Source organism: Micromonospora sp. CPCC 206060 (assembly GCF_036906895.1).
In the GTDB taxonomy this organism is placed as follows: Bacteria; Actinomycetota; Actinomycetes; order Mycobacteriales; family Micromonosporaceae; genus Micromonospora.
The window spans coordinates 14,969-38,769 of sequence record NZ_JBAKHU010000034.1; the positions used below are offsets into that span (position 1 = coordinate 14,969).

The following is a 23,801-nucleotide window of genomic DNA, read 5'->3' on the forward strand; positions in this document are numbered from 1 at the left end:
CATCATGCCGGGTGATTCCCCGGCACGGGGACCGTGGCCCGGCGACCCGGCGCGCGACCCGGTAGGGCGAACCCGCATGGTGACCCGGCCGGGCGGGTAACGGGGTACCGGCTATGTTGTGCACGTGCAGGTGGGCGCAGGAGCGGAGCAAAACCGGCAGTGATCCATTTCCCCGCGGTGAGCCGCGGCCCGTTGAGCGCGCTGAGCCTGCGCCTGATGGCGGCGATCGGTCTGGTGCTCGCGGTCGTCGGCGTGGTCTACCTGGACCGCGCGGGCTACCGCGACGTCAACGAGGACGGTCTCACCCTCCTCGACTGCGCCTACTACGCGGTCGTGTCCCTCTCCACCACCGGCTACGGGGACATCACCCCGGCGTCCAACTCGGCCCGGATGGTCAACGTCTTCTTCGTCACCCCCGCCCGGGTGCTGTTCCTGATCATCCTGGTCGGTACCACCCTGGAAGTCCTGACCGAGCAGTACCGGACCGGCCGTCGCCTGTCGCGGTGGAGGAGGACCGTGAAGGATCACGTCATCATCTGCGGCTACGGCACCAAGGGCCGTAGTGCGATCTCAGCCCTGCTGGAGAACGGCTTCGACAAGCAGAAGATCGTGGTGGTCGAGCGCAGCGCGACCGCCGTCCGGCAGGCCACCTCGGCCGGGCTGGTGGCGATCGAGGGCTCGGCGACCCGCTCGTCGGTGCTCCAGGAGGCCCACGTCCGCAGCGCCAAGGCGGTGATCATCGCGACCGACAGCGACGACGCGTCGGTGCTGGTCACGCTGACGGTCCGGCAGCTCACCGCCGGCCAGGTGCGGATCATCTCCGCAGTGCGCGAGGCAGAAAACGCCCCGCTGCTCAAGCAGAGCGGCGCGCACCACGTGATCGTCTCCTCGGCGACCGCCGGCCGGCTGCTCGGCCTCTCCACCTCGGCGCCGCCGCTGATCGACGTGGTGGAGGACCTGCTCACCCCCGGCCAGGGTATGGCGCTGGCGATGCGGTCGGCCGAACGCGACGAGGTGGGCCGGTCCCCCCGGGAGCTGGACGCCCTGGTGATCGCGCTGGTCCGGCGGGGCCGGGTGGTCACCCTCTCCGACCAGGCCGGCGCGGTCATCGAGACCGGCGACATGCTGGTGCACGTCCGGGACGACCGGCCGCAGGCCAACGCGAACGTGGTCGCCTGAACAGGACGTCAGCTCCGGCGGCGGCAGTACCGCGTTACGGCGAAGGGGGTGGGTGCGGACCCACCCCCTCAGCGTCGGGTTAGAGGATCGTCCAGGTGTCGCCGGAGGTGAGCAGGCCGGCGAGCTGCTGCTCCGGACTGTCGGTGACCTTGGCCTGGGCCGCGCTGACCTGCGCCTGTACCACGCTGTCGTAGGACGGGCGGTCGACGTTGCGGAGCACGCCGATCGGGGTGTTCCGCAGGTCCAGGCCGGGCAGCCGGCTCAACGCGAAGGCGTACGCCGGGTCGGCGACGGTGGCGTCGTGGACGACGATCTCCTCGGGGCGTACCGACGCGGTCTCCCGCACCTCCAGGCCGAACCCGCCCGGTGGGTGCACCACGCAGAACCGGCCCTCGGCACCGAAGGTGATCGGCTGGCCGTGCTCCAGCCGGATCAGGAAGTCGTCCCGGGTGGCCGGCTCCTTGAGCTGGTCGAACGCCCCGTCGTTGAAGATGTTGCAGTTCTGGTAGATCTCCACGAACGCCGACCCCTCGTGCTCGGCGGCGGCCCGCAGCACCGACTGGAGGTGCTTGCGGTCGGAGTCGATCGTCCGGGCCACGAAGGTCGCCTCGGCGCCGAGCGCCAGCGACAGCGGGTTGAACGGCGCGTCGGGCGAGCCGACCGGGGTCGACTTGGTGACCTTGCCGACCTCGGAGGTGGGCGAGTACTGCCCCTTGGTCAGGCCGTAGATCCGGTTGTTGAACAGCAGGATCTTGAGGTTGACGTTCCGCCGCAGCGCGTGGATCAGGTGGTTGCCGCCGATGGAGAGCGCGTCGCCGTCACCGGTGACCACCCACACCGACAGGTCCGGCCGGGACACCGACAGGCCGGTGGCGATCGCCGGCGCCCGACCGTGGATCGAGTGCATGCCGTACGTGTTCATGTAGTACGGGAAGCGCGACGAGCAGCCGATCCCGGAGACGAAGACGATCCGCTCCCGGGGGATGCCCAGCTCCGGCATGAACGACTGCACGGCGGCGAGGATCGCGTAGTCCCCGCAGCCGGGGCACCAGCGCACCTCCTGGTCGGACTTGAAGTCCTTGGTGGTGAGCTTGACGGCGACGGGCTCAGACATTCTTCAGGACCTCTTCCAGCATGGTCTCCAGCTCGTTGGCCGTGAACGGCAGGCCGCGGACCTGGTTGTAGCCGATCGCGTCGACCAGGTAGCGGGCCCGGATGATGTGGGCGAGCTGGCCGAGGTTCATCTCCGGGATCACCACCCGGTCGTAGGCGGCGAGCACCGTACCGAGGTTGGCCGGCATCGGCGCGAGGTGCCGCAGGTGGGCCTGGGCGATGGAGAGCCCGCGCTGGCGGAGCTGCCGGCAGGCCGCCCCGATCGGTCCGTACGTCGAACCCCAGCCGAGCACCAGCACCCGGGCGTCGGAGTCCGGGTCCTCGACCTCGATGTCCGGCACCGGGATGGTCTCGATCCGGGCCGCCCGGGTCCGGACCATGAAGTCGTGGTTCGCCGGGTCGTACGAGATGTCACCGGTCTTGTCGGCCTTCTCCAGACCGCCGATCCGGTGCTCCAGACCCGGGGTGCCGGGAATGGCCCACGGCCGGGCCAGCGTCTCCGGGTCGCGCAGGTACGGCAGGAAGGCCGAACCGTCCTCGCTGTTCGGCGTGGTGGCGAACTCCACCCGAAGGTCGGGCAGGCTGTTCACATCGGGCAGCAGCCACGGCTCGGAGCCGTTGGCGACGTAGTTGTCGGACAGCAGGATCACCGGAGTGCGGTAGGTCAGCGCGATCCGGGCCGCCTCGATGGCCGCGTGGAAGCAGTCCGCGGGGGAGCGCGGCGCGATCACCGCGACCGGCGCCTCGCCGTGCCGGCCGAACAGGGCCATGTTCAGGTCGGCCTGTTCGGTCTTCGTCGGCATACCGGTCGACGGCCCGGCCCGCTGCACGTCCACGATCACCAGCGGCAGCTCCAGCGCCACGGCCAGCGAGATGGTCTCGCCCTTGAGAGCCACACCGGGGCCACTGGTGGTGGTGACGCCGAGCGCGCCGCCGTACGACGCGCCGAGGGCGGCACCGATCGCGGCGATCTCGTCCTCGGCCTGCATGGTGGTGATGCCGAACCGCTTGTGCTTGCTCAGCTCGTGCAGGATGTCCGAGGCCGGGGTGATCGGGTAGGCGCCGAGGAAGACCGGCAGCTTGGCACGGACCCCGGCGGCCACCAGGCCGAGGGAGAGCGCCGCGTTACCGGTGATGTTGCGGTAGGTGCCCGGCTGCATCTTCGCCGGCTTCACCTCGTAGCGGACCGAGAAGTCCTCGGTGGTCTCGCCGAAGTTCCAGCCGGCCTTGAAGGCCGCGATGTTCGCCGCGACCAGCTCCGGACGGGTGGCGAACTTGCGCTCCAGGAACCGCAGGGTCGACTCGTACGGCCGGGAGTACATCCAGGAGAGCAGGCCGAGGGCGAACATGTTCTTCGCCCGCTCGGCGTCCTTCTTGGACACGTCTTGCTCGGCCAGCGCGCCCACCGTCATGGAGGTCAGCGCGACCGGGTGCAGGGCGTACCCGTCGAGCGAACCGTCCTCCAGCGGGTTCACCTGGTAGCCGACCTTGGCCAGGTTGCGCTTGGTGAACTCGTCGGTGTTGACGATGATGTCCGCGCCCCGGGGCAGGTCGGCCAGGTTGGCCTTGAGCGCGGCCGGGTTCATCGCGACCAGCACGTTGGGCGAGTCGCCCGGGGTGAGGATGTCGTAGTCGGCGAAATGCACCTGGAAGCTGGAGACGCCGGGCAGCGTACCGGCGGGAGCCCGGATCTCGGCCGGGAAGTTGGGCAGCGTCGAGATGTCGTTGCCCAGCTGCGCGGTCTCCGAGGTGAACCGGTCGCCGGTGAGCTGCATACCGTCACCGGAGTCACCGGCGAACCGGATGACCACCCGATCCAGTTGGCGGACCTGCTTGGTCACAGCTGCACCCTCCTTGAGCGCCGGCCGGCCGGGCGGGTCGCCCCAGGGAAGGTCCGGCCCACTCTGCTTTTCATCTCAGAGCCTACGTCCAACCGCTACCCCTACCGGCCCGGAGGTTGCGAGTTTGGGACAGGTAGATGACAGTTCTTATCCAGTTTTGCCCCGATTCTGAGCGGGTGCCGTAATCCAGATCACCGGATCCGGGACTGAACGGCGGTCACCGACCTGATAGTTGATCGAGGAAGGTGGCCCGGCGTCAGTCGGTCGCCGGAGTGGGACCGGGCCGCACCTCGACCGGCGGGTCGCCGAGCGAACGGCGGCGCAGCGAGGTGGTCGCCAGGACCAGTGCCAGCACGACGAGCAGGACCGAGACCACGATCAGGGCGATCGCGGTCTGCTGCGCACCGCTCAGCCCGTCGTCACCGGCCGTCGCGACCGCCCCCGGCAGCACCCCATGCGACCCGGTCGGCGCGGGCGAGGCCACCAGGGCCGGTGCGGCCGCCGCGGCGACGATCCGGAAGCTCATCTGCATCCGCTTTTGCGCGCCGGCCCGGGGGGTCAGCAGCCCGATCACCGCCCCGGCCAGCGGGGCGCTGCGCTGGGCCCGGGGCGTCGCGCTGACCGGTAACCGCAGGTGGGCGTGCCGGCCGGCGGTGACCGTACCCACCGCGCAGCGGGTCCGGTCGGTACCGGCCGGCGCGCAGCCGGCGGGTGACCCGTCCACCGTCACCCCGGGCGGGAGGACGACCTCGACCGCGCCGGTCGCGTCCACCGCGCCGGTGTTGCCCAGCTCGACGTCCAGGACGCTGCTCGCGCCGGTGATGTCGAAGCTCACCTCGTCGGCGTCGAGGGTCATCCCGGGCACCGGTGGCCCGGGCGGGAAGAGCACCGCGAAGCCCTGGCTGTCGCTGACCTGGCCGGACTGTCCGGGTGCGGTGGCGGTCACCTGCACCGAGCCGTTGAGCGGCATCCGCCGCCAGGCGTCGCCGTCAACGCGTACCCGGATCCGCATGCTGAACCGGGCACCGGCGACGGCGGCCCAGGCGCCGCACCGGTAGCGGTGGCCGTCCTGGGACGAGCAGCCGTCCGTGCCGGCGTCGGTCACCCCGGCCGGCAGGGTGTACGCCAGCCGCACCGACTCGGTCGTCCGGCCGGTGTTGGTGACGGTGACCCGCAGGTCCGCCCGCGAGTCGCCGCTGTTCCAGTACGACGGGGCGAGCGTGACGTCGCTGGTGGTCACGTAGACCCCGAGGTGGGACCGGTCCGGTCGGGGCGCTGTTGCGGACTGTCCGGGCAGCGGCGCGGCGGACGAGGGCGCCGGCAGCGGCGGCGTGGGTTCACCGGTGGCCGGTACCTCCGGGGTCGGGCTGTCCGTCGGCGTGGCCGGTGGCGTGGTCGCGGGATCGGTGGGGGTCTCCGTGGGTGGCGGGACGGTCGGCTCCGGGCCGGGTGGCGGGTCGACCGGTGGTGGCTGGTCCGCCGGGTTGCCGCCGGGGTCGACCGGCGGATCACCCGCAGGGTCGGTCACCGGGTCGGGCGTCAGCAGCGCGGTGGCCGCCACGTGCCGGGTGGCGGCCGGTACCCCGAGCGCAGCGGCCGGGGCGGCGGCGGTGGCCGTCAGGGCCGCCACCAGTGCCGAGGCGACCAGCAGGAGGGCGGTACGAGAGGTACGGGAGGCACGCCGGTCGGCTGCCCGGACCACGACACGTACCATCTGTCCTCCGGAGAGTGATTGCGCCATTTCCACAACCGGCTGATCGGCTGATTCACTCTCCGGGATCGTTGCTTTCCGGCACTAGTCCCTCTCGGAAACAAAACCGTAACTTGTGTGAAGCGTAACGACATGATCACCGAACGTCGGGTGGGCGCGTCCGCCGCTGCCGCCGGGTAGGCTGGTCAGCCGTGAGCGGATACCTCGGGTCGTACGCCACGCTCGGGTTGCTGTTGCTCGCGAGCGCACTCGTCTTCCTCGGCGCCTTCGGCGCGAACCGTCTGCTCCGCCCGGCCAGTCCGGCGGATCCGCCCGGCAAACGGGCGGCCTACGAGTGCGGTCTCGACCCGGTCGGCACCGACTGGGCCCAGATGCAGATCCGCTACTACGTCTACGCCTACCTCTACGTGCTCTTCGCCGTCGAGGCGGTCTTCCTCTTCCCGTGGGCGGTGGTCTTCGACCGGCCCGGCTTCGGGCTGGTCACCGTCGCCGAGATGGGCATCTTCGTCGCGGTGCTCGCGGTCGGCATCCTCTACGCCTGGCGTCGCAACATTCTGCGCTGGAGCTGACCACCCGACGGCCGGCGGGCCGACGCCGGTCCGGGCTGCGGCCCGGTCAGGCCAGGCCCCGCCGGGTCAGCGCGGGCGGGCGGTCGCCCCGGACCGACGCCACCATGTCCAGCACCCGCCGGGTCTGCCGGACCTGGTGGGCGCGGAAGACCCGGGCACCCAGCCAGGCCGAGACCGCCGTCGCCGCCAGCGTCCCCTCCAACCGCTCGTCCACGCCGAGGTCGAGGGTCTCGCCGATGAAGTCCTTGTTGGAGAGGGCGACCAGCACCGGCCAGCCCGTCGCGGTCAGCTCGTCCAGCCGGCGGGTGATCTCCAGCGAGTGCCGGGTGTTCTTGCCGAAGTCGTGCGCCGGGTCGATCAGGATGCCGTCCCGGCGTACCCCGAGACCGACCGCACGCTCGGCGAGGCCGGTCACCGTCGTGACCACGTCGGTCACCACGTCGTCGAACGCCGCCCGGTGCGGACGGGTCCGGGGGGCCAGCCCGCCGGCGTGCGAGCAGACCAGACCGGTACCGGTGTCGGCGGCGACCCGGGCCAGCGCGGGATCCGCCCCGGACCAGGTGTCGTTGAGCAGGTCCGCGCCGGCCGCCACCGCCTCCACGGCGACCTTGGCCCGCCAGGTGTCGATCGAGATGACCACGTCCGGGAACTCCATCCGGACCGCCGCGATGGTGGCCACCGTGCGCCGGATCTCCTCGGCCACGTCCACCTCCTCGCCCGGACCGGCCTTGACCCCGCCGATGTCGATGATGTCGGCGCCCTCGGCGACCGCCCGTTCGACCGCCCGGAGCGCGCTGTCCGCGCCGAACGTCGCACCCCGGTCGAAGAACGAGTCCGGGGTGCGGTTGACGATGGCCATGACGGCCAGGTCGCCCGGGGCGAAGGAGCGCCCACCCAGCCGAAGTGTGTCCGACATGCCCGAACCTCCTCACCACCGTCCGCACCGACGCTAGTCGACCCGGGGTGGCGGGGTCGCCTCGGGCATCCCCGCGTGCCACGATCTGTCTATGGGTCAGCTTCTGCTCATACTTGTCGTGGCGTTGACCGTCGGCGCGGTGGTGTTCGGCGTGACCGTACTGGTGACCGGGAGCGACCCCGGCCTGGCGCCGACCGAGCCGGACGGTCGCTCCGTAGCGCTGCCCGGGAACCGCCCCCTTGCGGAGACCGACATCGGTCGGGTCCGTTTCGACACGGCGCCGCGGGGGTACCGGATGGCCCAGGTCGACCAGGTGCTGCGCCGGGCCGCCTACGACATCGGCTACAAGAGCGAGCTGATCGAGGTACTGGAAGCGGAGGTCACCGCGTTGCGCGAAGGGCGTACGGCCGAGGCGGACGACCTGCGCCGGTCCCGCGAGGCGGCACTCGGTGCCCACCGCGACGCGATGCCGGTCGCTGTCGCGGCGCCGGTTGACGGTGGCGGGCACACGGCGCCGGCCGACGGCATCGGGCACACGGCGCCGGCCGACGGCATCGGGCACACGGCGCCGGCCGACGGCATCGGGCACACGGCGCCGGCCGACGGCATCGGGCACACGGCGCCGGCCGACGGCATCGGGCACACGGCGCCGGCCGACGGCATCGGGCACACGGCATCGGCTGACGAAGGACTGGACGGCGCGCCGCGCATCGAGGTGACCGGGACGGCGAAGGCCGACGCCGACGACCGGGAGCGCGACGCCGCAGCGGTTCCGTCCGATCCCGTGGTGCGGTCGGAGTCGGCGTGAGCGACCCCGCCGGCACCGACGAGTTCCAGGAGGCCTCCCGGCCCGGCTCCGGTGAGGTCACCGCGACCGTGATCGTCAACGCGCCGGCGGAGCGGGTCTTCGCCGCGTTCACCGCATGGGAGCGGCAGTCCGACTGGGTCCCGTTCACCCGGGTACGGGTGGTGCAGGGCGACGGTGGGGAGGGCAGCCTGATCGAGGCGGTCACCGCGATCGGTCCGGCGGTGCTGCGGGACGAGATGCGGGTCGTCCGGGTGGACCCGCCGTACGAGGTCGGCGTGGTGCACTGCGGCCGGCTGCTGCGCGGTCCAGGCGTGCTGCGCTGCACCCAGATGGACCGGGACCGCACCCAGGTGGTCTGGCACGAGTGGTTCCACCTCCCCGGCGGGGCCGCCGGCCGACTGGCCTGGCCGGTGCTCTGGCCCGGTTCCAAGCTCAGCCTCACCCAGGCATTGAAGAAGTTCGGCCGGCTGGTGGAGCAGGGTCGGCTGCCCTGACCCGACCGACGCCCGCCCCGGTCCGGGCGTCGGCACTTGCCCTACCGTGGGACCCGTGACGGACCTGGTGATCGGCGCTGACGGGCGCCCCCGCTGCGGCTGGTCGGCGGGCACGGTGGACTACATGGCGTACCACGACGACGAGTGGGGCCGGCCCCGGCGTGGCGACGACGCGCTCTTCGAACGGGTGACCCTGGAGGCGTTCCAGTCCGGGCTCTCCTGGCTCACCATCCTCCGCAAGCGGGCCGCCTTCCGGCTCGCCTTCGACGGGTTCCGGATCGAGAAGGTCGCCGGCTACGGCCCGGCCGACGTCGAACGGCTGCTCGGTGACGCGGGCATCGTGCGTAACCGGGCCAAGATCGAGGCCGCCATCGCCAACGCCCGGGCCGCACTCGACCTGCCCGACGGGCTCTCCGCGCTGCTCTGGTCCTTCGCGCCACCGCCCCGCCCGGCCCGCCCCCGGTCCTTCGCGGAGGTGCCCGCGCTGACCGCCGAATCCACCGCGCTGGCCAAGGCGCTGAAGAAGCGCGGGTTCCGGTTCGTCGGGCCGACCACGGCGTACGCCCTGATGCAGGCCACCGGCATGGTCGACGACCATCTGGACGGCTGCCACGTCGAGCTGCCCGCCCCGCGTGGTGGGATGGTCACCATGACTGGGCGGGACGGGGCGGCGGTATGAACGGGCGGCACGCCTGGCTGGTGGTGCTGCCCGCCGGCCGGCACGAGGCCGAGCGGCTGGTGCACCACGAGACGCTGGAGCTGACCGGGCTCGACGGTGGCGACCGGCCACGACCCGGTGACGGCGTCGTGGTGGCCGTCGGGGACGATCCGCCCTCGGTGGTGGCGCTCGGCCGGGTGGCCCGGTCGGCCGGCGACGGGCACGACCCCGACGACCCGCAGTCGGCGGAGGTACCGGCCCCGCTCGTGGTCACCTACACCCGCCGGGCCTTCGACGACCCGTTGCCGGCCGCCGGGCTCACCGCCACCGGGCCGGTCACCCCGCTCGACGCCACGGTGTTCACCGCCCTGGCCGACCGGCTCGGGCCCACCCCCGAGCGCCGGGACTGGCTGGTCAGCGTGAACCTGCCGATCGAGGCGGCCTCCCCGGGCGAGGCGGCGCGGATCTTCTGGTCGTACGTGCTGGAGCTGGGCCCCCGCGAGCTGCCCGCCTTCGTGTCGCCCTCCGGTGACGAGCTGGCCATGCAGGCGTTCGTGCTCGGCGCGGTGGCCAACCAGGATCCGGAGGAGGACGACGACTGATTTCCTGTCGGGGATCGGCCGTCAAGGTGGGTCAGCGTCCCTGGAAGGTCGCCTTCTCCTTGTTGACGAAGGCGAAGGTGGCGGCCCGGTGGTCGGCGGTCGCCCCGCAGATCGACTGGGCCTGCGCCTCGGCAGCCAGCGCCTCGGAGAGGGTGCCCGCATCACCCACCGAGAGTTGGCGCTTGATCGCCCCGTACGCCACGGTCGGGCCGGCGGCCAGCCGGGCGGCCAGCTCCTGCGCGGTGGGCAGCACCTGCTCGTCGTCGTCGACCAGGCGGGTGAGCAGGCCCAGCCGGTGGGCCTCCTCGGCGCGTACCGGCTCGGCGAGCATCAGCAGCTCGACGGCCTTGGCGTGCCCGACCAGCCGGGGCAGCGACCAGGACGCGCCGGTGTCCGCGGCCAGACCGACCCGGGCGAAGGCCATCAGGAAACTGGTCTTCGGCCCACCGATCCGGAAATCGGCCAGGAAGGCGAGCGACGCGCCGGCCCCGGCCGCCATGCCGTGTACTGCGGCGACCACCGGCTTGGGCAGGTTGGCCAGCCGGGCGGCGATCGGGTTGTAGTGGGCGCGCACGGTGGCCAGCGGGTCCGCGCCGGACGACTCCAGGGTGGTCACGTGCTCGCGCAGGTCCTGACCGGCGCTGAACGACCCGCCCGTCCCGGCCAGCACCACGGCCCGGCAGCTCCGGTCGGTCTCCAGCTCGGCCAGGGTGTCCCGCAGCGCCTCCTTGAGGGCCACGTCGAGGGCGTTCATTGCGTCCGGCCGGTTGAGGGTCAGGGTGACGACGGCATCGGTGCGGTCGACGAGTAACGGCTCGGTCACGGATCAACGGCCCTTCTGTCGGCTGATGCGGTTGCTGGCGTCGAGGCACTGTTCGACGTACCGGTCAGCGGCCGGCCGCAGCCGGTTGGCGTGCCGGTCGAAGAAGCTCGCCGCGCTGGTGCCGGGCCAGCGTTCGGGCAGCAGCGCCGGAGGCAACTGCGGGTCCCGGAACAGGAAGGTACGCCATGCGTGCACGAGTCGGAACCGGACGGCGTACGCCTCCTCGTCCGAGCTGCGCCCGTTGACCGAGCCGACCAGGGGACGCTGTTCGGCCACGAAGCTCTCGTACGCCCGGCCGATCTCGGCCAGGTCCCAGGCCCGGCGGACCACCTCCATCGCGCCGGAGGTGCCACCGGCGTGTGCGGCGGTGAACCGCTCGTAGCGCACCCCCGCCTCGGTGAGCATCCCGTCGATGTCCTCGCCCGGTCGGGTGGCCACCCAGGTCTGCTCGTCGAGCATGCCGTACCCGAGGAAGGCGAGGCCGGCGGCGAGCCGCTGCCGGTCCCGGCGGGCGCCCGTGGAGGTGAGCACGATCAGGTCGAACCGGCCGTCCCAACCGATCCGGCCGGTCCGGTAGATCCGTGCGGCGGCCTCGTCCAGCCGGCGGGAGGCTTTGGACGTGATCGAGTAGCCCGGTCCGGTGGCCAGCCGGAGCGGGTGGAGCCAGCCCTGTCGGACCATCCGGGAGACCGCAGTGCGGACGGCCGGTGGTGCGATGCCGAGCGGCGAGAGGAGTTTGACCAAGGCGGCGACCGGCGCGCGACCGCCCCGGGGGCGAAGATAGTCGCCGTACAGGTCGAAGAGTGCCGACCGTGCCTGCATGACCGCACATTGTGACAGGCCTTCCCGCGATATGCTAGATGCTGTTACATCAATGCTGGTTCAGTTTGGGTCCGGCGGTGTTCATCAGGGAAAATCGTTGGTCGAACCGTTCGTTCGCGGACGGTGGTTACGGATGAGGTGGCTGTGGGGTAACCCACCAACCCTGATGTAGGTCTGAGGGGAGACAACATGGCGGCGATGAAGCCGCGGACGGGCGACGGTCCGCTGGAGGTCACCAAGGAGGGCCGGGGCATCGTCATGCGGGTTCCGCTGGAGGGCGGTGGCCGGCTGGTCGTCGAGATGACTCCCGACGAGGCCAACGCGCTCGGTGACGCGCTGAAGGCCGCCGCAGGCTGACCAACCAGCGGCGAGGGCGGCGGTTGGCGCCCGGACGTTCGTGACCCCTGAGCCACCGGCCCCCCGGTGGCTCAGGGGTTTTCACCCGGTGTGGACGCCAGGACCGAGGGGTCGGCGGCCCGCCTTCACCCGACTTCAGGAGGTACGGCCGGCGTGCTCGCCATCCGTCTCGTAGCCGAGCCCGACGGGTTCGACACGCTCGTCCTGCCCATCCGCCCCGCCGCCCCGCAGCAGGGCGGCGACGACAGCCCGGCAATCGTCGGACCCGTCCGACCGGGTCTGCCCGACGAACTGGTCGCGGAGGCCGCCGCCCTGGTCGACGCCGCCGCGTTGACCGGTCGGGCCGGCGAGACCCAGCTCTCCCTCCGCCCGCTGCGTGAGCCCGGCCGGCTGCTGCTGGTCGGGATCGGTGACGGTGACGAGTCCGGCTGGCGGAGCGCCGGTGCCGGGGTGGCCCGGGCCGCCGCCCGTGAGACCTCGGTCACCATCGCCCTGCCCGACGGTGTCCCACCGGCTGCCATCCGGGGCCTGGCCGAGGGGCTGCTGCTGGCGTCGTACCGGTTCCGGATGGCGCAGCACACCGGGGACGAGTCGGCGCTGGCCGAGGTGGTCGTGGCGGTGGGCGACCCGGCCGGGTACACCGACGTGGTGGAGACCGCCGTCACCACCGCCCGGATGACCCGTTTTGCCCGGGACCTGACCAACACCCCGTCGTCGCTGAAGAGCCCGGCCTGGTTCGCCGACCAGATCGTCTCGGCCGCCGCGGGCGTCGAGCACCTCACCGTTCGGGTGCGTGAACCGGACGAACTGGCCGCCGAGGGGTTCGGGGGCATCCTGGCGGTGGGGGGTGGCTCCGCACAGGGCCCCCGCCTGGTCGAGTTGAGCTGGCAGCCGCCGGGCGCGCGTACCCACGTGGTGCTGGTCGGCAAGGGCATCACCTTCGACACCGGCGGCATCTCGATCAAGCCCAAGGACGCCCTGAAGCTGATGCGCAAGGACATGGGCGGTGCCGCCGCCGTGCTCGCCACCACCCTCGGCGCCGCCGCGTTGGGCCTGCCGGTACGGATTACCACCCTGGCCCCGCTCGCCGAGAACATGGTCAGCGGTGCCGCGTTCCGTCCCGGTGACGTGATCCGGCACTACGGCGGCATCACCAGCGAGACCACCAACTCCGATGCCGAGGGCCGGCTGGTACTGGCCGACGCCCTCGCCTACGCGGTGCAGGAGCTGTCGCCCGACTACCTGATCGACCTGGCCACCCTGACCGGGGCGAACGCGGTGGCCCTCGGCAAGCGCACCGGCGCGCTGTTCAGCGAGAACGACGAACTGGCCGGGGAGATGCTGGCGGCGATCGCCGAGGCCGGCGAGTACGCCTGGCGGATGCCGCTCACCGCCGACTACGTCGAGTACCTCGGCAGCGAGTTGGCCGACCTGCACAGCGCGCCGACCCAGGGCGCCGGGTCCACGCTGGCCGCGCTCTACCTGCGGGAGTTCACCGGCGACCTGCGGGACCGGTGGCTGCACATCGACATGTCCGCACCGTCCTGGGCCGAGGGCGACCACCGGGAACTGGCCCGGGGCGCCACCGGTTGGGGGGTCCGTTCGCTGCTGCGCTGGCTGGCCACCCTCGACTGACGGTCAGCAGCGGACGGCGGCGAGCAGCCCGGCGCCGACCGGAAGGAGCGCCGGCACCCACTCCTCCGACTCCCGGATCGCCTTCACCGTCTCGCGTACGGTCACCGTCTCGACGTCCCGGGCGGCCGGATCGCCGATCCGGCCGCCCGCGAACGCCCCGTTGACCGCGAGCACCCCGCCCGGGCGGAGCAGCCGCCGGGCGGCGTCCACGCTGGCACTGAACTCGGCCACCTCGGCGTCCACGAAGACCAGGTCGTAGGCGCCGTCGGCGAGCCGGGGCAGCACGTCCAGCGCCCGGCCGGTGATGATCCGGGTACGCCCCGGCGGGAAGCCCGCCTCGACGAAGATCCGCCGGGCGATCCGCTGGTGCTCCACCTCCACGTCGATCGTGGTGAGTACGCCGTCCGCCCGCATACCGCGGAGCAGCCACACCCCGCTCACCCCGGTACCGGTGCCGATCTCCACCACGGCCCGGGCGCTGCCGGCGGCGGCCAGCAACCGCAGTGTCGCCCCGGAGGAGGGGGTGACCGGGGTCAGGCCGACCTCCTTGGCGAGGCTGCGGGCGGTACGGAGCACGAGGTCCTCGGGCACGTAGGCTTCGACGAACTGCGCTGCCTGGGCGTTCGTCGCGGCGAGGGAACTGGCGACGGTGACCATGGGGCACCTCCAGGGCGAGACGCGGCGCGGACACCGGACACCGGCACGCGTGGCGCGGGCAGGTACCGGCGCGGAGCGCGGCGGGGGCGGGTTTGCCGGTAAGAGCCTAGAGGTGGCGGTCCCAGGTCGCAGCCGCTGACCCGTCCGGCGGTCGGCGGTCGGCGGTCGTAACCGCTGACCCCGTCCGGCCGCCCGTGCAATCCTGGAGACGGGACGGGAACCGTGATGCGGCGGTAGTCGATGATGCGGTGGACGGTTTCCGGGACGGACTGGGAGGCACTGGACGTGACCGACGGCTGGAACTGGCGCCAGCCCGGCGGGACCCCGGCACCGGCGTACCCGCCGGTCCGTGCGGGGCAGCCGGTTCCGACGACGGCGACCGCCACGACACGAGGTGGCCCCTCGACGGACGTGGGCGCCCCGGGCTCCCCCTGGTGGTCGGACGCTCTCGCCGACCCCTGGCGGGACCCGCACGCCCCGACCGCCCTGGTGCTCCAGGCGGCCCCGGCCGGCGGGACCGCCGAGCCCGAGCCGGTCCAGGACCCGGACGCGCCCACCAGCCGGCGGCTCGGTCCGGTCTTCCTGATCTCCCTGGTCACCGCGTTGCTGGCCGGGATGCTCGGCGGTGCGCTCGGCTACGCCTTCGCCGTCCGTGGTGGGGTTGGCGGTGGTACGGCCCTCGGCGCCCAGCCCGGTGAGGCACCGGCGGCGGCCCAGCGCCGGCCCGACTCGCTGGCCGGTGTCGCCGAGCGGGTGCTGCCCAGCGTGGTGACCGTACGGGTCAGCGGCCGGGGTGGCACCAGCGTCGGCTCGGGCTTCGTGGCCAGCGCCGACGGCTACGTGATCACCAACGATCATGTGGTCGAGGTGAGTTCCGGCCGGGCGACGGTGACCTTCAACGACGGCTCCACCGCCCCGGCGACGGTGGTCGGCAAGGACCCGGAGTCCGACATCGCGGTGATCAAGGTGTCCCGGACCGGCCTGCGCCCGGTCGAGTTCGGTGACTCGGAGGCGCTCGCGGTCGGCGACCCGGTGCTCGCCTTCGGATCGCCGCTCTCCCTGGCCAACACGGTCACCGCCGGCATCGTCAGCGCCCTCGACCGGACGATCCGGGCGGGCGAACCGGGCGGCACGACCCGCTACTACGCGGCCATCCAGACCGACGCGGCGGTCAACCAGGGCAACTCCGGCGGGCCGCTGGTCGACGGGGCCGGCCGGGTGATCGGGGTCAACTCGGTGATCAAGTCCCTGGCGGCGGACGCGGAGGAGGCGGGGAACATCGGCCTTGCCTTCGCCATCCCGATCAACCAGGCCAAACGGATCACCCAGGACATCATCGACACCGGCAAGGCCCGTCGTACCGTCATCGGCGCCACGGTCGGTGACGCCGGCTCGGGGGCGGCCTCCGGGGTACGCCTGTCGGCGGTCGAGCCGTCCGGTCCGGCGGCGACCGGTGGCCTGCGCGCCGGGGACGTGATCCTCCGGCTGGCCGGCCGCCCGTTGGCGGAGCCGAGCGACCTGATCGCCCTGGTCCGCAAGCACGCCCCCGGCTCGGTCGTCACCGTGGAGTACCGCCGGGGATCGGACCGGCAGAACACCTCGGTGACCCTGGCAGCCGATGTGAAATAGCCGGCGTCCGGCGGGTAAAGCCCTGGCCGCCCCCTCCCGGACCGGGCCGTCTCGTGCGTACTCTTGGCTGGATGCCGACGAGGAGGCTGCCCGCGTGCTCGACAACCTGAACTGGTGGGAGATCGGAGCGCTCCTGCTGCTGGCTCTGCTCATCTTCGGCGACCGGCTGCCGACGGTGATCGGTGACGGCCTCCGGCTGCTGCGCAACCTGCGCCGGATGGCGACCAACGCCACCGGCGACCTCAGTCGGGAGCTGGGCACCGACATCCAGCTGGAGGATCTGCACCCGAAGGCGTTCATCCGCAAGCACCTGCTCAGCGAGGAGGACGAGGCGGCGATCCGCAAGCCGTTGCAGGGCGTCTACGACAACCTCCGCGCCGACGTCAAGGGTGTGCACGGGGAGCTGAAGGACGTCGCGGCGGCTGCCGACATCCGCCGGCCGGCCCCGGCCGCCGGGCCCACCGAGGCGGTCGAGACGCCCCGGCCGCGTACCCGCTCGTACGACCTCGACGCCACCTGATCCACCGGGGCGTACCGGTCCCGGGCGGCGAACCGGCCCCGCCGCCGGGGGACCCGGGGTCAGCGACCGGCGGGCGTGAGTCCCAGCGGCTTGCCGACCAGCGACTCACGTCGTACGGCCAGCCGGTCGGCGACCTGACGCAGCGCCGCCGCCGCCGGCGCGTCCGGCTCGGTGAGCACGATCGGGGTACCGCTGTCGCCGGCCTCGCGTACCCGGGTGTCCAGCGGGACCTGGCCGAGCAGCGGCACCTGGGCGCCCACGACCTTGGTCAGCGACTCGGCGACGGTGGCCCCGCCACCGGCACCGAAGACCTCCATCCGGGTGCCGTCGGGCAGCTCCAGCCAGGACATGTTCTCGATGACGCCGACCAGCCGCTGGTGGGTCTGCAGGGCGATGGCACCGGCCCGCTCGGCGACCTCCGCGGCAGCGGCCTGCGGAGTGGTCACCACCAGGATCTCCGCGTTGGGCAGCAACTGGGCCAGCGAGATGGCCACGTCACCGGTACCCGGCGGCAGGTCGAGCAGGAGGACGTCCAGCTCGCCCCAGTAAACGTCGGCGAGGAACTGCTGCAACGCCCGGTGCAGCATCGGCCCGCGCCAGACCACCGCCGCGTTGCCGGCGGTGAACATGCCGATGGAGATCACCTTCACGCCGTGCGCCTGCGGCGGCATGATCATGTCCTCGACCCGGGTGGGCCGGCCGTCCGCGCCGAGCATCCGGGGCACCGAGTGGCCGTAGATGTCCGCGTCCACCACACCGACCGAGAGCCCCTTCGCGGCGAGCGCGGCGGCCAGGTTGACGGTCACGCTGGACTTGCCGACCCCGCCCTTCCCGCTGGCCACGGCGTACACCCGGGTCCGGGAGCCCGGCTGGGCGAACGGGATGACCGGCTCCTCGGTGGCGGCCCCGCCGCGCAGCTTCGCCTGGAGCGACTGCCGCTGCTCCGGGCTCATCACCCCGAACTCGATCTCCACCCCGGTGACCCCGGGCACCGCGCCGACGGCAGCGGTGATGTCGGTGCGCAGCTTGTCCTTGAGCGGGCAGCCGGCGACGGTGAGCAACAGCTCCACCCGTACCACGCCGTCGTCGCCGACCACGGCGGAGCGGACCATGCCGAGTTCGGTGATGGGCCGGCGGATCTCCGGATCGTCGACGGTGGCCAGGGCGGCCTGGACGGCGTCGTTGACGGTGCTGACGGGTGCTGACATGACCGCAATGCTACGTCGGGGCCGGTTGCCCACCGGGGGGCAGAGGGGCCGATGTGAGGCAATCGATGCGGCATTAGTGGTGAACCGTCGGGCTCGACCCAACGAGAGGGAAATGCGGCTTTAGCCCTGGACGCCGTACCCTCCGGGTGCGACGATCGTTATGGTCGCCGCGCGCCTGGCCCCTTGAGGCGCGCGGCGGCTCATGCCGGCCCGTCGCCGTCCAGATCGTCGCGGGGCTCGTCCAGCGCCCGCCCCGGCCCGTCGGCGTCGCCGGTCTCCGCCGCCACCCGTTGACCGGGCCGCTCGTGCTGGCGGCGCTCCAGCCGCTGCCGCCGCTGGTTCGCCTCGTCCAGTTCCTCCGCCAACCGGGCCAGCTCCGAGCGGAGGAAGTCCCGGGTGGCGACCTCACCCATCGCGATCCGCAGCGCCGCGATCTCCCGCGCCAGGTACTCGGTGTCCGCCTTCTGCAGGGCGGCCCGCCGCCGGTCCTCCTCCAGCGCGAGCCGGTCCCGGTCCGCCTGCCGGTTCTGCGCCAGCAGGATCAGCGGCGCCGCGTAGGAGGCCTGCAACGACAGCATCAGGGTCAGGAACGTGAAGGTGTACGGGTCGAAGCGCAGCTCGGCCGGCGCGAGGGTGTTCCAGGCGAACCAGGCCAGGATCACCACCGTCATGTAGACGATGAAGTTGGCCGTACCCATGCCCCGGGCGATCCCCTCGGACCACCGCCCGAACGCCTCCGGATCGAAGCGGGGCAGCCGGAGCCGCCGGGGCTCGCGCGGCTGGTCCAGCCGGCCCGCCCGCCTCGGATCAACCATCAACGCCCCCGGTCAGCGGCTCCCGACGGGGCACGGGATGACCGGCCGAGGCACCGCCGGCCGGGGTCTCGCTGATCCCCCGGGCCGGCGCGTCCCGGTCCCGCCAGTCCCGGGGCAGCGAATGGTCCAGGACGTCATCCACGGTGACCGCCCCGACCAGCCGGTTCGCCGAGTCGATCACCGGCATGGCGACCAGGTCGTAGGTGGCCATCCGGCGGGTGATCTCCGGTAGCGGGGTGTTCGGCTGAAGCGGGTCGATGTCGTTGAGCACCACCCCGCCGAGCAGATCCGCCGGTGGCTCCCGGAGCAGTCGCTGAAAGTGCACCATGCCCAGGTACCGGCCGGTGGGGGTGGTCATCGGCGCGCGGGTCACGAAGACCTGCGCGGCGACCGCCGGGGAGAGCTGCGGCTCCCGGATCCGGGCCAGCGCCTCGGCGACGGTGGCGTCCGGCGGCAGGATCACCGGCTCGGAGGTCATCACGCTGCCGGCCGTACCCGGGGTGTACTTCAAGAGCTGGCGCACCGGGTCGGCCTCGTCCGGCTCCATCAGGTCCAGCAGCACGTCCTGCTCCGGCGGGGGTAGCTCGTTGAGCAGATCGGCGGCGTCGTCCGGATCCATCTCCTCCAGCACGTCGGCGGCCCGTTCCCGGTCCAGCCCGGCGAGGATCTCCACCTGGTCGTGCTCCGGCAGCTCGCTGAGCACATCGGCCAGGCGGGCGTTGTCCAGGGCCGCCGCCAGTTCGTTGCGCCGGCTGTCCGGCAGATCCTGCAACGCGTTCGCGAGGTCGGCCGGACGCATGTCCTCCAGGACGGCGAGCAGGTTGGCGGTGCCCCGGGTGTCGCCCATCCCGCTGAGCCCACGTACCTTCTCCCACTCGGCCTGGTGCAGGTGTCCCCGACGGCTGAGCCGGCCGGCCTGCTCGCGTACCGCGACCCGGGTCAGGGACCACTCGCCGCTGCGGTTGCGTTCCATCGCCACGTCGACCACGGTGCCCGACTTCCCGCCGGGTTCGACCTGCACCCGGCGGTCGAGCAGATCCGACAGGACCAGCAACTCGTTGGGGCGCTTCTCGAACCGGCGCAGATTGAGCGTCCCGGTACCGAGCACCACCGCCTCCGGATCGATGGAGATGATCCGGTTGATGGACAGGAAGATGCGCCGCCGCATCGGCATCTCCGCGACCAGCCCCACCACCTCCGGCGGCCGGTTGGTCGGGCGGATCCGCGCCACCGCGTCCCGGACCCGGCCCACCTGGTCACCGTTGGGGTCGAAGACGGCGACGGAAGCGAGTCGGGCGATGTACACCCGGGTCGGCGTGGTCACAGGAACCAGCCTAAGCGCCTAGGGTTTATCAACATGTCGACCTTGTCCTACGAGATCGTGGACGTCTTTACCGACCGCCCGTTCGCCGGTAACCCGCTCGCCGTCGTGTTCGGCGCCGAAGGGCTGGCCGCCTCACAGCTCCAGCAGCTCGCGGTGGAGTTCAACCTTTCCGAGACCGTCTTCGTCCTGCCGGCGACCCAGGCGGGCGCCACCTACCGGGCGCGGATCTTCACCACCGTACGTGAGCTGCCGTTCGCCGGCCATCCCAGCGTCGGAGCCGCGGTCACCGCGGTCCGGCGTGGCCTGTTCCCGGCGGGACAGGTGACCCAGGAGTGTGGCGCCGGTCTGCTGCCGGTACAGGTCGACGGAAACCGCGCCACCCTGACCGGTGGCGCACCCACCCTCGGGCCCGAACTGGACCCCGAACCGTTGCTGGAGGTGGTCGGTCTGTCCGTCGCCGACCACAGCGGGCCCCCGCCCCGGGTCGCCGGCTGCGGACTGGAGTTCCCGTACCTGCCGGTGACGGTGGACGCGGTGATCCGGGCGCGGTTGGACACGGCGGCTGCCGCCCGTTACGGAGTCGAGCATGTCAGCGTCTTCTCCTGGGATTCGGTCGGGCAAACCGCGCACGCCCGGGTCTTCGTGCCGGGTGAGGGGGTGCCGGAGGATCCGGCGACCGGGTCGGCCGCCCTGGGCCTGGGGGTGTGGCTGGTCGCCAGCGGGCTGCTGCCCGGTGACGGGCGGTCGGACTACCTGGTCCGGCAGGGCGTGGAAATCAACCGCCCGTCCGAGTTGACCTGCACGGTCACCGCTGGCGACGGATCGGTCCTGGGCGCGACCGTGGCCGGTGCGGTGGTGCCGGTCGCCCGGGGGGAGATCGTCGTACCCCCGTTCGTAGGCTGACCGGGCCGGTCTCGGGGAGGATGCCCGTATGACGGATGAGGTGACCGGGTCGGCGACGACGACACCGGCCGACGGGTCGACGACGCCGCTGGTCGAGGAGGCCATCAAGAAGGCGGCAGTGGCCTGGGTGAGCGTCGCGGGCGGTCCGCAGCTCGCCCTCTGGTGCGTACCACTGGACGGCGCGCTCTACCTGGTCAGCGGCCCGGGCGAGCAGTCCGCGCCCGGCCTGGCCGAAGCGGCGACCGCGCAGGTCACCCTCCGGGGTGACCACGGCGGCCGGATCGTCACCTGGCCGGCCCGGGTCAGCCGGGTCCAGCCGGACAGCGAGGAGTGGACGGTGCAGGCCCTGCTGGTCGCCACGAAGCGGCTCAACGCCCCGGGCAGCCCGGCCGAGCTGGTCGAACGCTGGATCGCGGCCGACTGCGCGCTGAACCGGCTGACCCCGGCCGGCACCCCCTCGGCGGGGGAGTCGCTACCGGCGGACTCGCTCGCCGAACCGCCCCGGGACAGTCCGGCGGTCCGGGCGACCCGCCGGCCGTTCCGGCTGCACCGGGTCCGCCGGCCCCGCTGATCGGCACCCGGAGGCCACGCTGGCCGGCACCCGGACGCCCTGCTGGCCGGCACCCGCCGGCCCCGCTGCCCGGCATGCCGGGCCCGGATCAGACCAGTTCCGGGGTGTGGTCGACCAGATCGACCACCTCGCTCAGCGAGTGCAGGACCCGGCCCTGCCAGGACCGGTCCACGTTGAAGGCCAGATGCCCGGCCAGGTCTGGGGCGGCGAGCTGAACGGCGGTCATCCCGGTCCGCTGCGCCCCGCTCAGCTCCTGGCTGCCACCGTCACCGACGTAGAGGCAGTCGTCCGGGGCCACCCCGAGCCGCCCGCAGGCGGTCAGGTACATCGCCGGATCGGGTTTGCAGCGCCCTACCTCGACCGAGTACACCCACACGTCGAGCAGTGGCGCGACCGCCAGCTTCGGCAGCACGGCCGGCAACTCGTGGGTGCAGTCGCTGACCAGGGCGGTACGTACGCCCCGGTCGCGTAGCCCGCGCAGGGCGGTCACCGCGTCCGGGCGCAGCCGGGTGTCGCTCGCCACCGCCGCACGCCGGGCGTTCACCGCTGCCCGTAGCTCCGCTGCCGACGGATACGCCCCGGCCTGCTCACAGACCCAGCGCAGGGTGTCCTCCGGATTGCCGAGCCGGCCGCTGGCCCGCAGGTAGTACGACCGGTCGAGCAGGTCGGCCAGCAGGTCGGCCGGGCAGCCGAGCAGGTCGGCGACGGTGGTGTGCGCCGAACTGCGCTGCACCGAGCGGGTGAGGGTGCCGAAGAAGTCGAACAGGACCGCACGGTATGCGGGCATGGTGGAGCGCCTCCAGAGCGGGTGGGGGAGCACCGGCACGTGGACGCGATGATCGTAATGGGATGTTGACGTTCTGTGCTGCCCCATGCTCTGTCAGGATTACGCCCCGTGCCCCCGCCCCAGCTCAGAGCGCCGCTCGACCCGCTGACGTCGACAGCGGTCGTCCTGGCGGTCGCCGCCGTCTCCTCCTCGGCCCCGCTGATCGCCTTCGCCGCCGCACCGGCCCTGGCGATCGCGTTCTGGCGCAACGCGCTCGCCGTGGCGGTGATCGGGCCGTACTCCCTGACCAGACGGCGGGACGAGTTCGCCGCGCTGCGGCACGGCGACGGGCGCCGGCAGGCCGGCTACAGCGCCCTGGCCGGGGCCGCGCTGGCCGTGCACTTCGCCACCTGGATGCCGAGTACCCAGCTGACCTCGGTGGCCACCGCCGCCGGACTGGTCGCCACCCAACCGGTCTGGCAGGGCCTGATCGCTCTCGGGCAGGGCCGACGACCCCCGCCGGTGGTCTGGGCCGGCATCGGGCTCGCGGTGCTGGGCGCGCTGGTGGCCACCGGGGCAGACCTCCGGACGGATCCCCGGGCGTTCCTCGGTGACCTGCTCGCGATCGGCGGGGCCGTCGCGGCAGCCGTCTACACCGCCCTCGGCGAGCGGGCCCGGACCAGCCTGAGCACCACCACCTACACCACTGTCTGCTACGGCGTCTGCGCGCTGCTCCTGCTACTGGTCTGCCTGGTCGGCGGGGTACCGCTCACCGGCTTCGACGACGCCACCTGGCTGGCCATCCTCGGTCTGGTGGTCGGGGCGCAGCTCCTCGGGCACTCGATGTTCAACTACGCGCTGCACCGGATGTCGGCGACCACGGTCAGCGTGCTGGCCCTGCTGGAGGCACCGGGCGCGGCCCTGATCGCCTGGCTCTGGCTGGACCAGACACCCCGGCCGTGGGCGCTGCCCGGTCTGGGGCTGCTGCTCGTCGGCGTGGCCGTGGTCCTACTCGGCGGTGCCCGGCGTCAGCCCGGCAGCCCGAGCGCCCGGACGCTGGCCGCCCAGAGCCGGGCGGCCAGCGCCGGATCATTGGCCTTCGGCAGCGGCCGGCGCGGCCGCCGATCGAGGTAGTAACCCCCGTCGACCAGGCGGGACGGGTCCTGGGTGGCGAGCCAGACCAGGGTCGCCGCGCCCTGTTCCGGGGTACGCAGGAACGGTGCGAAGCGCATGCCGAACGCCACGATCCGGTTGTCGTTGGCGAACCGGGTGCGCACCACCCCGGGGTGGAAGCAGCACGACGGCAGCTCCGGCCAGCGCCGGGCCGCCTCGGCGGTGAAGAGGATGTTCGCCTGCTTGCTGGTGCCGTACGCCGAAATCGACCGGTACCGGCGCAGCGGGGCGTTCAGGTCGTCCGGGTCGAGCGCACCGCTGCGGTGCGCCGCGGAGGCGGTGTTGACGATCCGCCCCACCCGGTCCCGCAGCAGGTGGGTCAGCAGGAACGGCGCCAGGTGGTTGGCCTGGATGGTCAGCTCGTACCCGTCGACGGTGGTCACCGGCGCCAGCACGATCGCCCCGGCGTTGTTGGCGAGCACGTCGATCCGGTCGTACGCGGCCCGCAACTCCCCGGCCAGCCGGCGTACGTCGTCGAGCACCGCGAAGTCGGCCCGGAACAGGTCCGGCCGCTCGCCGCTCGCCTCGCGTACCCGGTCGGCGGCGGCGGTGAGCCGGGCCGGGTCCCGCCCGACCAGCGTCACCTGGTCGCCACGCCGCGCCAGCTCGACGGCGGCGGCCAGTCCGATACCGGAACTGGCCCCGGTCACCACCACCCGGCGTCGCCCAGTGAAATCTTCCACAGCCTCGTTCTCCCCGGTCATGGC

At 72.6% G+C, this 23,801-nt stretch carries 25 protein-coding genes; 13 read left to right on the forward strand and 12 right to left on the reverse strand.

Features of this window, described 5'->3' with window-relative positions; translation table 11 throughout:
* The first annotated feature begins 159 nt into the window (after positions 1-159).
* Positions 160-1,179, forward strand: a complete 1,020-nt coding sequence (locus V6U90_RS20530) for a potassium channel family protein (protein ID WP_334438923.1) — start codon at positions 160-162, stop codon at positions 1,177-1,179.
* 79 nt (positions 1,180-1,258) lie between these two features.
* On the opposite strand, the gene V6U90_RS20535 is transcribed toward V6U90_RS20530, so the two are convergent.
* The 3 genes from V6U90_RS20535 to V6U90_RS20545 all read right to left on the reverse strand — a co-directional run bounded on the left by V6U90_RS20535 (position 1,259) and on the right by V6U90_RS20545 (position 5,847).
* Entirely contained in the window at positions 1,259-2,293 is a 1,035-nt protein-coding gene (locus tag V6U90_RS20535) for a 2-oxoacid:ferredoxin oxidoreductase subunit beta (protein ID WP_334438925.1), read from the reverse strand.
* Positions 2,286-4,133, reverse strand: coding sequence for a 2-oxoacid:acceptor oxidoreductase subunit alpha (locus V6U90_RS20540; RefSeq protein ID WP_334438926.1), 1,848 nt, complete (start codon positions 4,131-4,133; stop codon positions 2,286-2,288). The genes V6U90_RS20535 and V6U90_RS20540 overlap by 8 nt, the downstream gene beginning before the upstream one ends.
* A 256-nt stretch (positions 4,134-4,389) precedes the next feature.
* Positions 4,390-5,847: a hypothetical protein gene (locus V6U90_RS20545; RefSeq protein WP_334438928.1), complete on the reverse strand. Its 1,458-nt coding sequence runs from the start codon at positions 5,845-5,847 to the stop codon at positions 4,390-4,392.
* Between the two features lie 188 nt (positions 5,848-6,035).
* Here V6U90_RS20545 and V6U90_RS20550 point away from each other — a divergent pair, with 188 nt between their 5' ends.
* Positions 6,036-6,413 carry an NADH-quinone oxidoreductase subunit A gene (locus tag V6U90_RS20550; RefSeq protein ID WP_334438930.1) on the forward strand — a complete coding sequence of 126 codons (378 nt, stop codon included), beginning with the start codon at positions 6,036-6,038 and terminating at the stop codon, positions 6,411-6,413.
* A gap of 46 nt (positions 6,414-6,459) precedes the next feature.
* On the opposite strand, the gene folP is transcribed toward V6U90_RS20550, so the two are convergent.
* Positions 6,460-7,329 (reverse strand): dihydropteroate synthase, encoded by an 870-nt coding sequence (folP, locus tag V6U90_RS20555; RefSeq protein ID WP_334438932.1) that lies wholly within the window; start codon positions 7,327-7,329, stop codon positions 6,460-6,462.
* Positions 7,330-7,420: 91 nt separating this feature from the next.
* On the opposite strand from folP, the gene V6U90_RS20560 reads away from it, so the two are divergent.
* Genes V6U90_RS20560 through V6U90_RS20575 form a run of 4 tightly spaced genes read left to right on the forward strand, consistent with a single transcriptional unit; the run spans position 7,421 to position 9,891 of the window.
* A complete protein-coding gene (locus V6U90_RS20560) occupies positions 7,421-8,137 on the forward strand; it encodes a DivIVA domain-containing protein (RefSeq protein WP_334438935.1) in 717 nt (238 codons plus the stop codon).
* A complete protein-coding gene (locus tag V6U90_RS20565; protein ID WP_334438938.1) occupies positions 8,134-8,631 on the forward strand; it encodes an SRPBCC family protein in 498 nt (165 codons plus the stop codon). The genes V6U90_RS20560 and V6U90_RS20565 overlap by 4 nt, the downstream gene beginning before the upstream one ends.
* Before the next feature lie 55 nt (positions 8,632-8,686).
* On the forward strand, positions 8,687-9,310 hold the full coding sequence (locus tag V6U90_RS20570) for a DNA-3-methyladenine glycosylase I (protein ID WP_334438941.1): 624 nt from the start codon (positions 8,687-8,689) through the stop codon (positions 9,308-9,310).
* Positions 9,307-9,891, forward strand: coding sequence for a hypothetical protein (locus V6U90_RS20575; protein WP_334438943.1), 585 nt, complete (start codon positions 9,307-9,309; stop codon positions 9,889-9,891). The genes V6U90_RS20570 and V6U90_RS20575 overlap by 4 nt, the downstream gene beginning before the upstream one ends.
* A gap of 31 nt (positions 9,892-9,922) precedes the next feature.
* Here V6U90_RS20575 and V6U90_RS20580 read toward each other — a convergent pair whose 3' ends face one another.
* Complete coding sequence (locus V6U90_RS20580) at positions 9,923-10,714, reverse strand: enoyl-CoA hydratase/isomerase family protein (RefSeq protein WP_334438946.1); 792 nt, start codon at positions 10,712-10,714, stop codon at positions 9,923-9,925.
* 3 nt (positions 10,715-10,717) lie between these two features.
* A complete protein-coding gene (locus tag V6U90_RS20585) occupies positions 10,718-11,536 on the reverse strand; it encodes a PaaX family transcriptional regulator (protein ID WP_334438948.1) in 819 nt (272 codons plus the stop codon).
* Between the two features lie 189 nt (positions 11,537-11,725).
* Between V6U90_RS20585 and V6U90_RS20590 the strand changes: the two genes are divergently transcribed.
* Positions 11,726-11,893 (forward strand): DUF3117 domain-containing protein, encoded by a 168-nt coding sequence (locus V6U90_RS20590; protein WP_007455245.1) that lies wholly within the window; start codon positions 11,726-11,728, stop codon positions 11,891-11,893.
* Positions 11,894-12,046: 153 nt separating this feature from the next.
* Entirely contained in the window at positions 12,047-13,528 is a 1,482-nt protein-coding gene (locus V6U90_RS20595) for a leucyl aminopeptidase family protein (protein ID WP_334439070.1), read from the forward strand.
* 3 nt (positions 13,529-13,531) lie between these two features.
* On the opposite strand, the gene V6U90_RS20600 is transcribed toward V6U90_RS20595, so the two are convergent.
* Positions 13,532-14,119, reverse strand: coding sequence for an O-methyltransferase (locus V6U90_RS20600; protein WP_334439167.1), 588 nt, complete (start codon positions 14,117-14,119; stop codon positions 13,532-13,534).
* A gap of 351 nt (positions 14,120-14,470) precedes the next feature.
* On the opposite strand from V6U90_RS20600, the gene V6U90_RS20605 reads away from it, so the two are divergent.
* Both V6U90_RS20605 and V6U90_RS20610 read left to right on the forward strand, forming a co-directional pair.
* Complete coding sequence (locus tag V6U90_RS20605) at positions 14,471-15,814, forward strand: S1C family serine protease (RefSeq protein WP_442933634.1); 1,344 nt, start codon at positions 14,471-14,473, stop codon at positions 15,812-15,814.
* A gap of 94 nt (positions 15,815-15,908) precedes the next feature.
* On the forward strand, positions 15,909-16,334 hold the full coding sequence (locus tag V6U90_RS20610; protein ID WP_334439075.1) for a preprotein translocase subunit TatB: 426 nt from the start codon (positions 15,909-15,911) through the stop codon (positions 16,332-16,334).
* 59 nt (positions 16,335-16,393) lie between these two features.
* Here the strand turns inward: V6U90_RS20610 and V6U90_RS20615 are convergent, their stop codons facing one another.
* The 3 genes from V6U90_RS20615 to V6U90_RS20625 all read right to left on the reverse strand — a co-directional run bounded on the left by V6U90_RS20615 (position 16,394) and on the right by V6U90_RS20625 (position 19,681).
* Positions 16,394-17,542 carry an Mrp/NBP35 family ATP-binding protein gene (locus V6U90_RS20615; protein ID WP_334439077.1) on the reverse strand — a complete coding sequence of 383 codons (1,149 nt, stop codon included), beginning with the start codon at positions 17,540-17,542 and terminating at the stop codon, positions 16,394-16,396.
* 200 nt (positions 17,543-17,742) lie between these two features.
* Positions 17,743-18,357, reverse strand: a complete 615-nt coding sequence (locus V6U90_RS20620; protein WP_334439080.1) for a DUF1003 domain-containing protein — start codon at positions 18,355-18,357, stop codon at positions 17,743-17,745.
* Complete coding sequence (locus V6U90_RS20625; RefSeq protein ID WP_334439082.1) at positions 18,350-19,681, reverse strand: magnesium transporter MgtE N-terminal domain-containing protein; 1,332 nt, start codon at positions 19,679-19,681, stop codon at positions 18,350-18,352. Before V6U90_RS20625 ends, V6U90_RS20620 begins: the two co-directional genes overlap by 8 nt.
* A 33-nt stretch (positions 19,682-19,714) precedes the next feature.
* On the opposite strand from V6U90_RS20625, the gene V6U90_RS20630 reads away from it, so the two are divergent.
* Positions 19,715-20,584, forward strand: a complete 870-nt coding sequence (locus V6U90_RS20630) for a PhzF family phenazine biosynthesis protein (protein WP_334439083.1) — start codon at positions 19,715-19,717, stop codon at positions 20,582-20,584.
* A 28-nt stretch (positions 20,585-20,612) separates the two neighbouring features.
* Positions 20,613-21,155 (forward strand): hypothetical protein, encoded by a 543-nt coding sequence (locus V6U90_RS20635; protein ID WP_334439084.1) that lies wholly within the window; start codon positions 20,613-20,615, stop codon positions 21,153-21,155.
* Between the two features lie 88 nt (positions 21,156-21,243).
* Here V6U90_RS20635 and V6U90_RS20640 read toward each other — a convergent pair whose 3' ends face one another.
* Positions 21,244-21,942 (reverse strand): HAD family hydrolase, encoded by a 699-nt coding sequence (locus tag V6U90_RS20640; protein ID WP_334439085.1) that lies wholly within the window; start codon positions 21,940-21,942, stop codon positions 21,244-21,246.
* Positions 21,943-22,050: 108 nt separating this feature from the next.
* On the opposite strand from V6U90_RS20640, the gene V6U90_RS20645 reads away from it, so the two are divergent.
* Complete coding sequence (locus V6U90_RS20645) at positions 22,051-23,055, forward strand: DMT family transporter (protein ID WP_334439087.1); 1,005 nt, start codon at positions 22,051-22,053, stop codon at positions 23,053-23,055.
* Here V6U90_RS20645 and V6U90_RS20650 read toward each other — a convergent pair.
* Complete coding sequence (locus V6U90_RS20650; RefSeq protein ID WP_334439169.1) at positions 22,950-23,777, reverse strand: SDR family NAD(P)-dependent oxidoreductase; 828 nt, start codon at positions 23,775-23,777, stop codon at positions 22,950-22,952. The genes V6U90_RS20645 and V6U90_RS20650 overlap by 106 nt on opposite strands.
* Positions 23,778-23,801 lie beyond the last annotated feature (24 nt).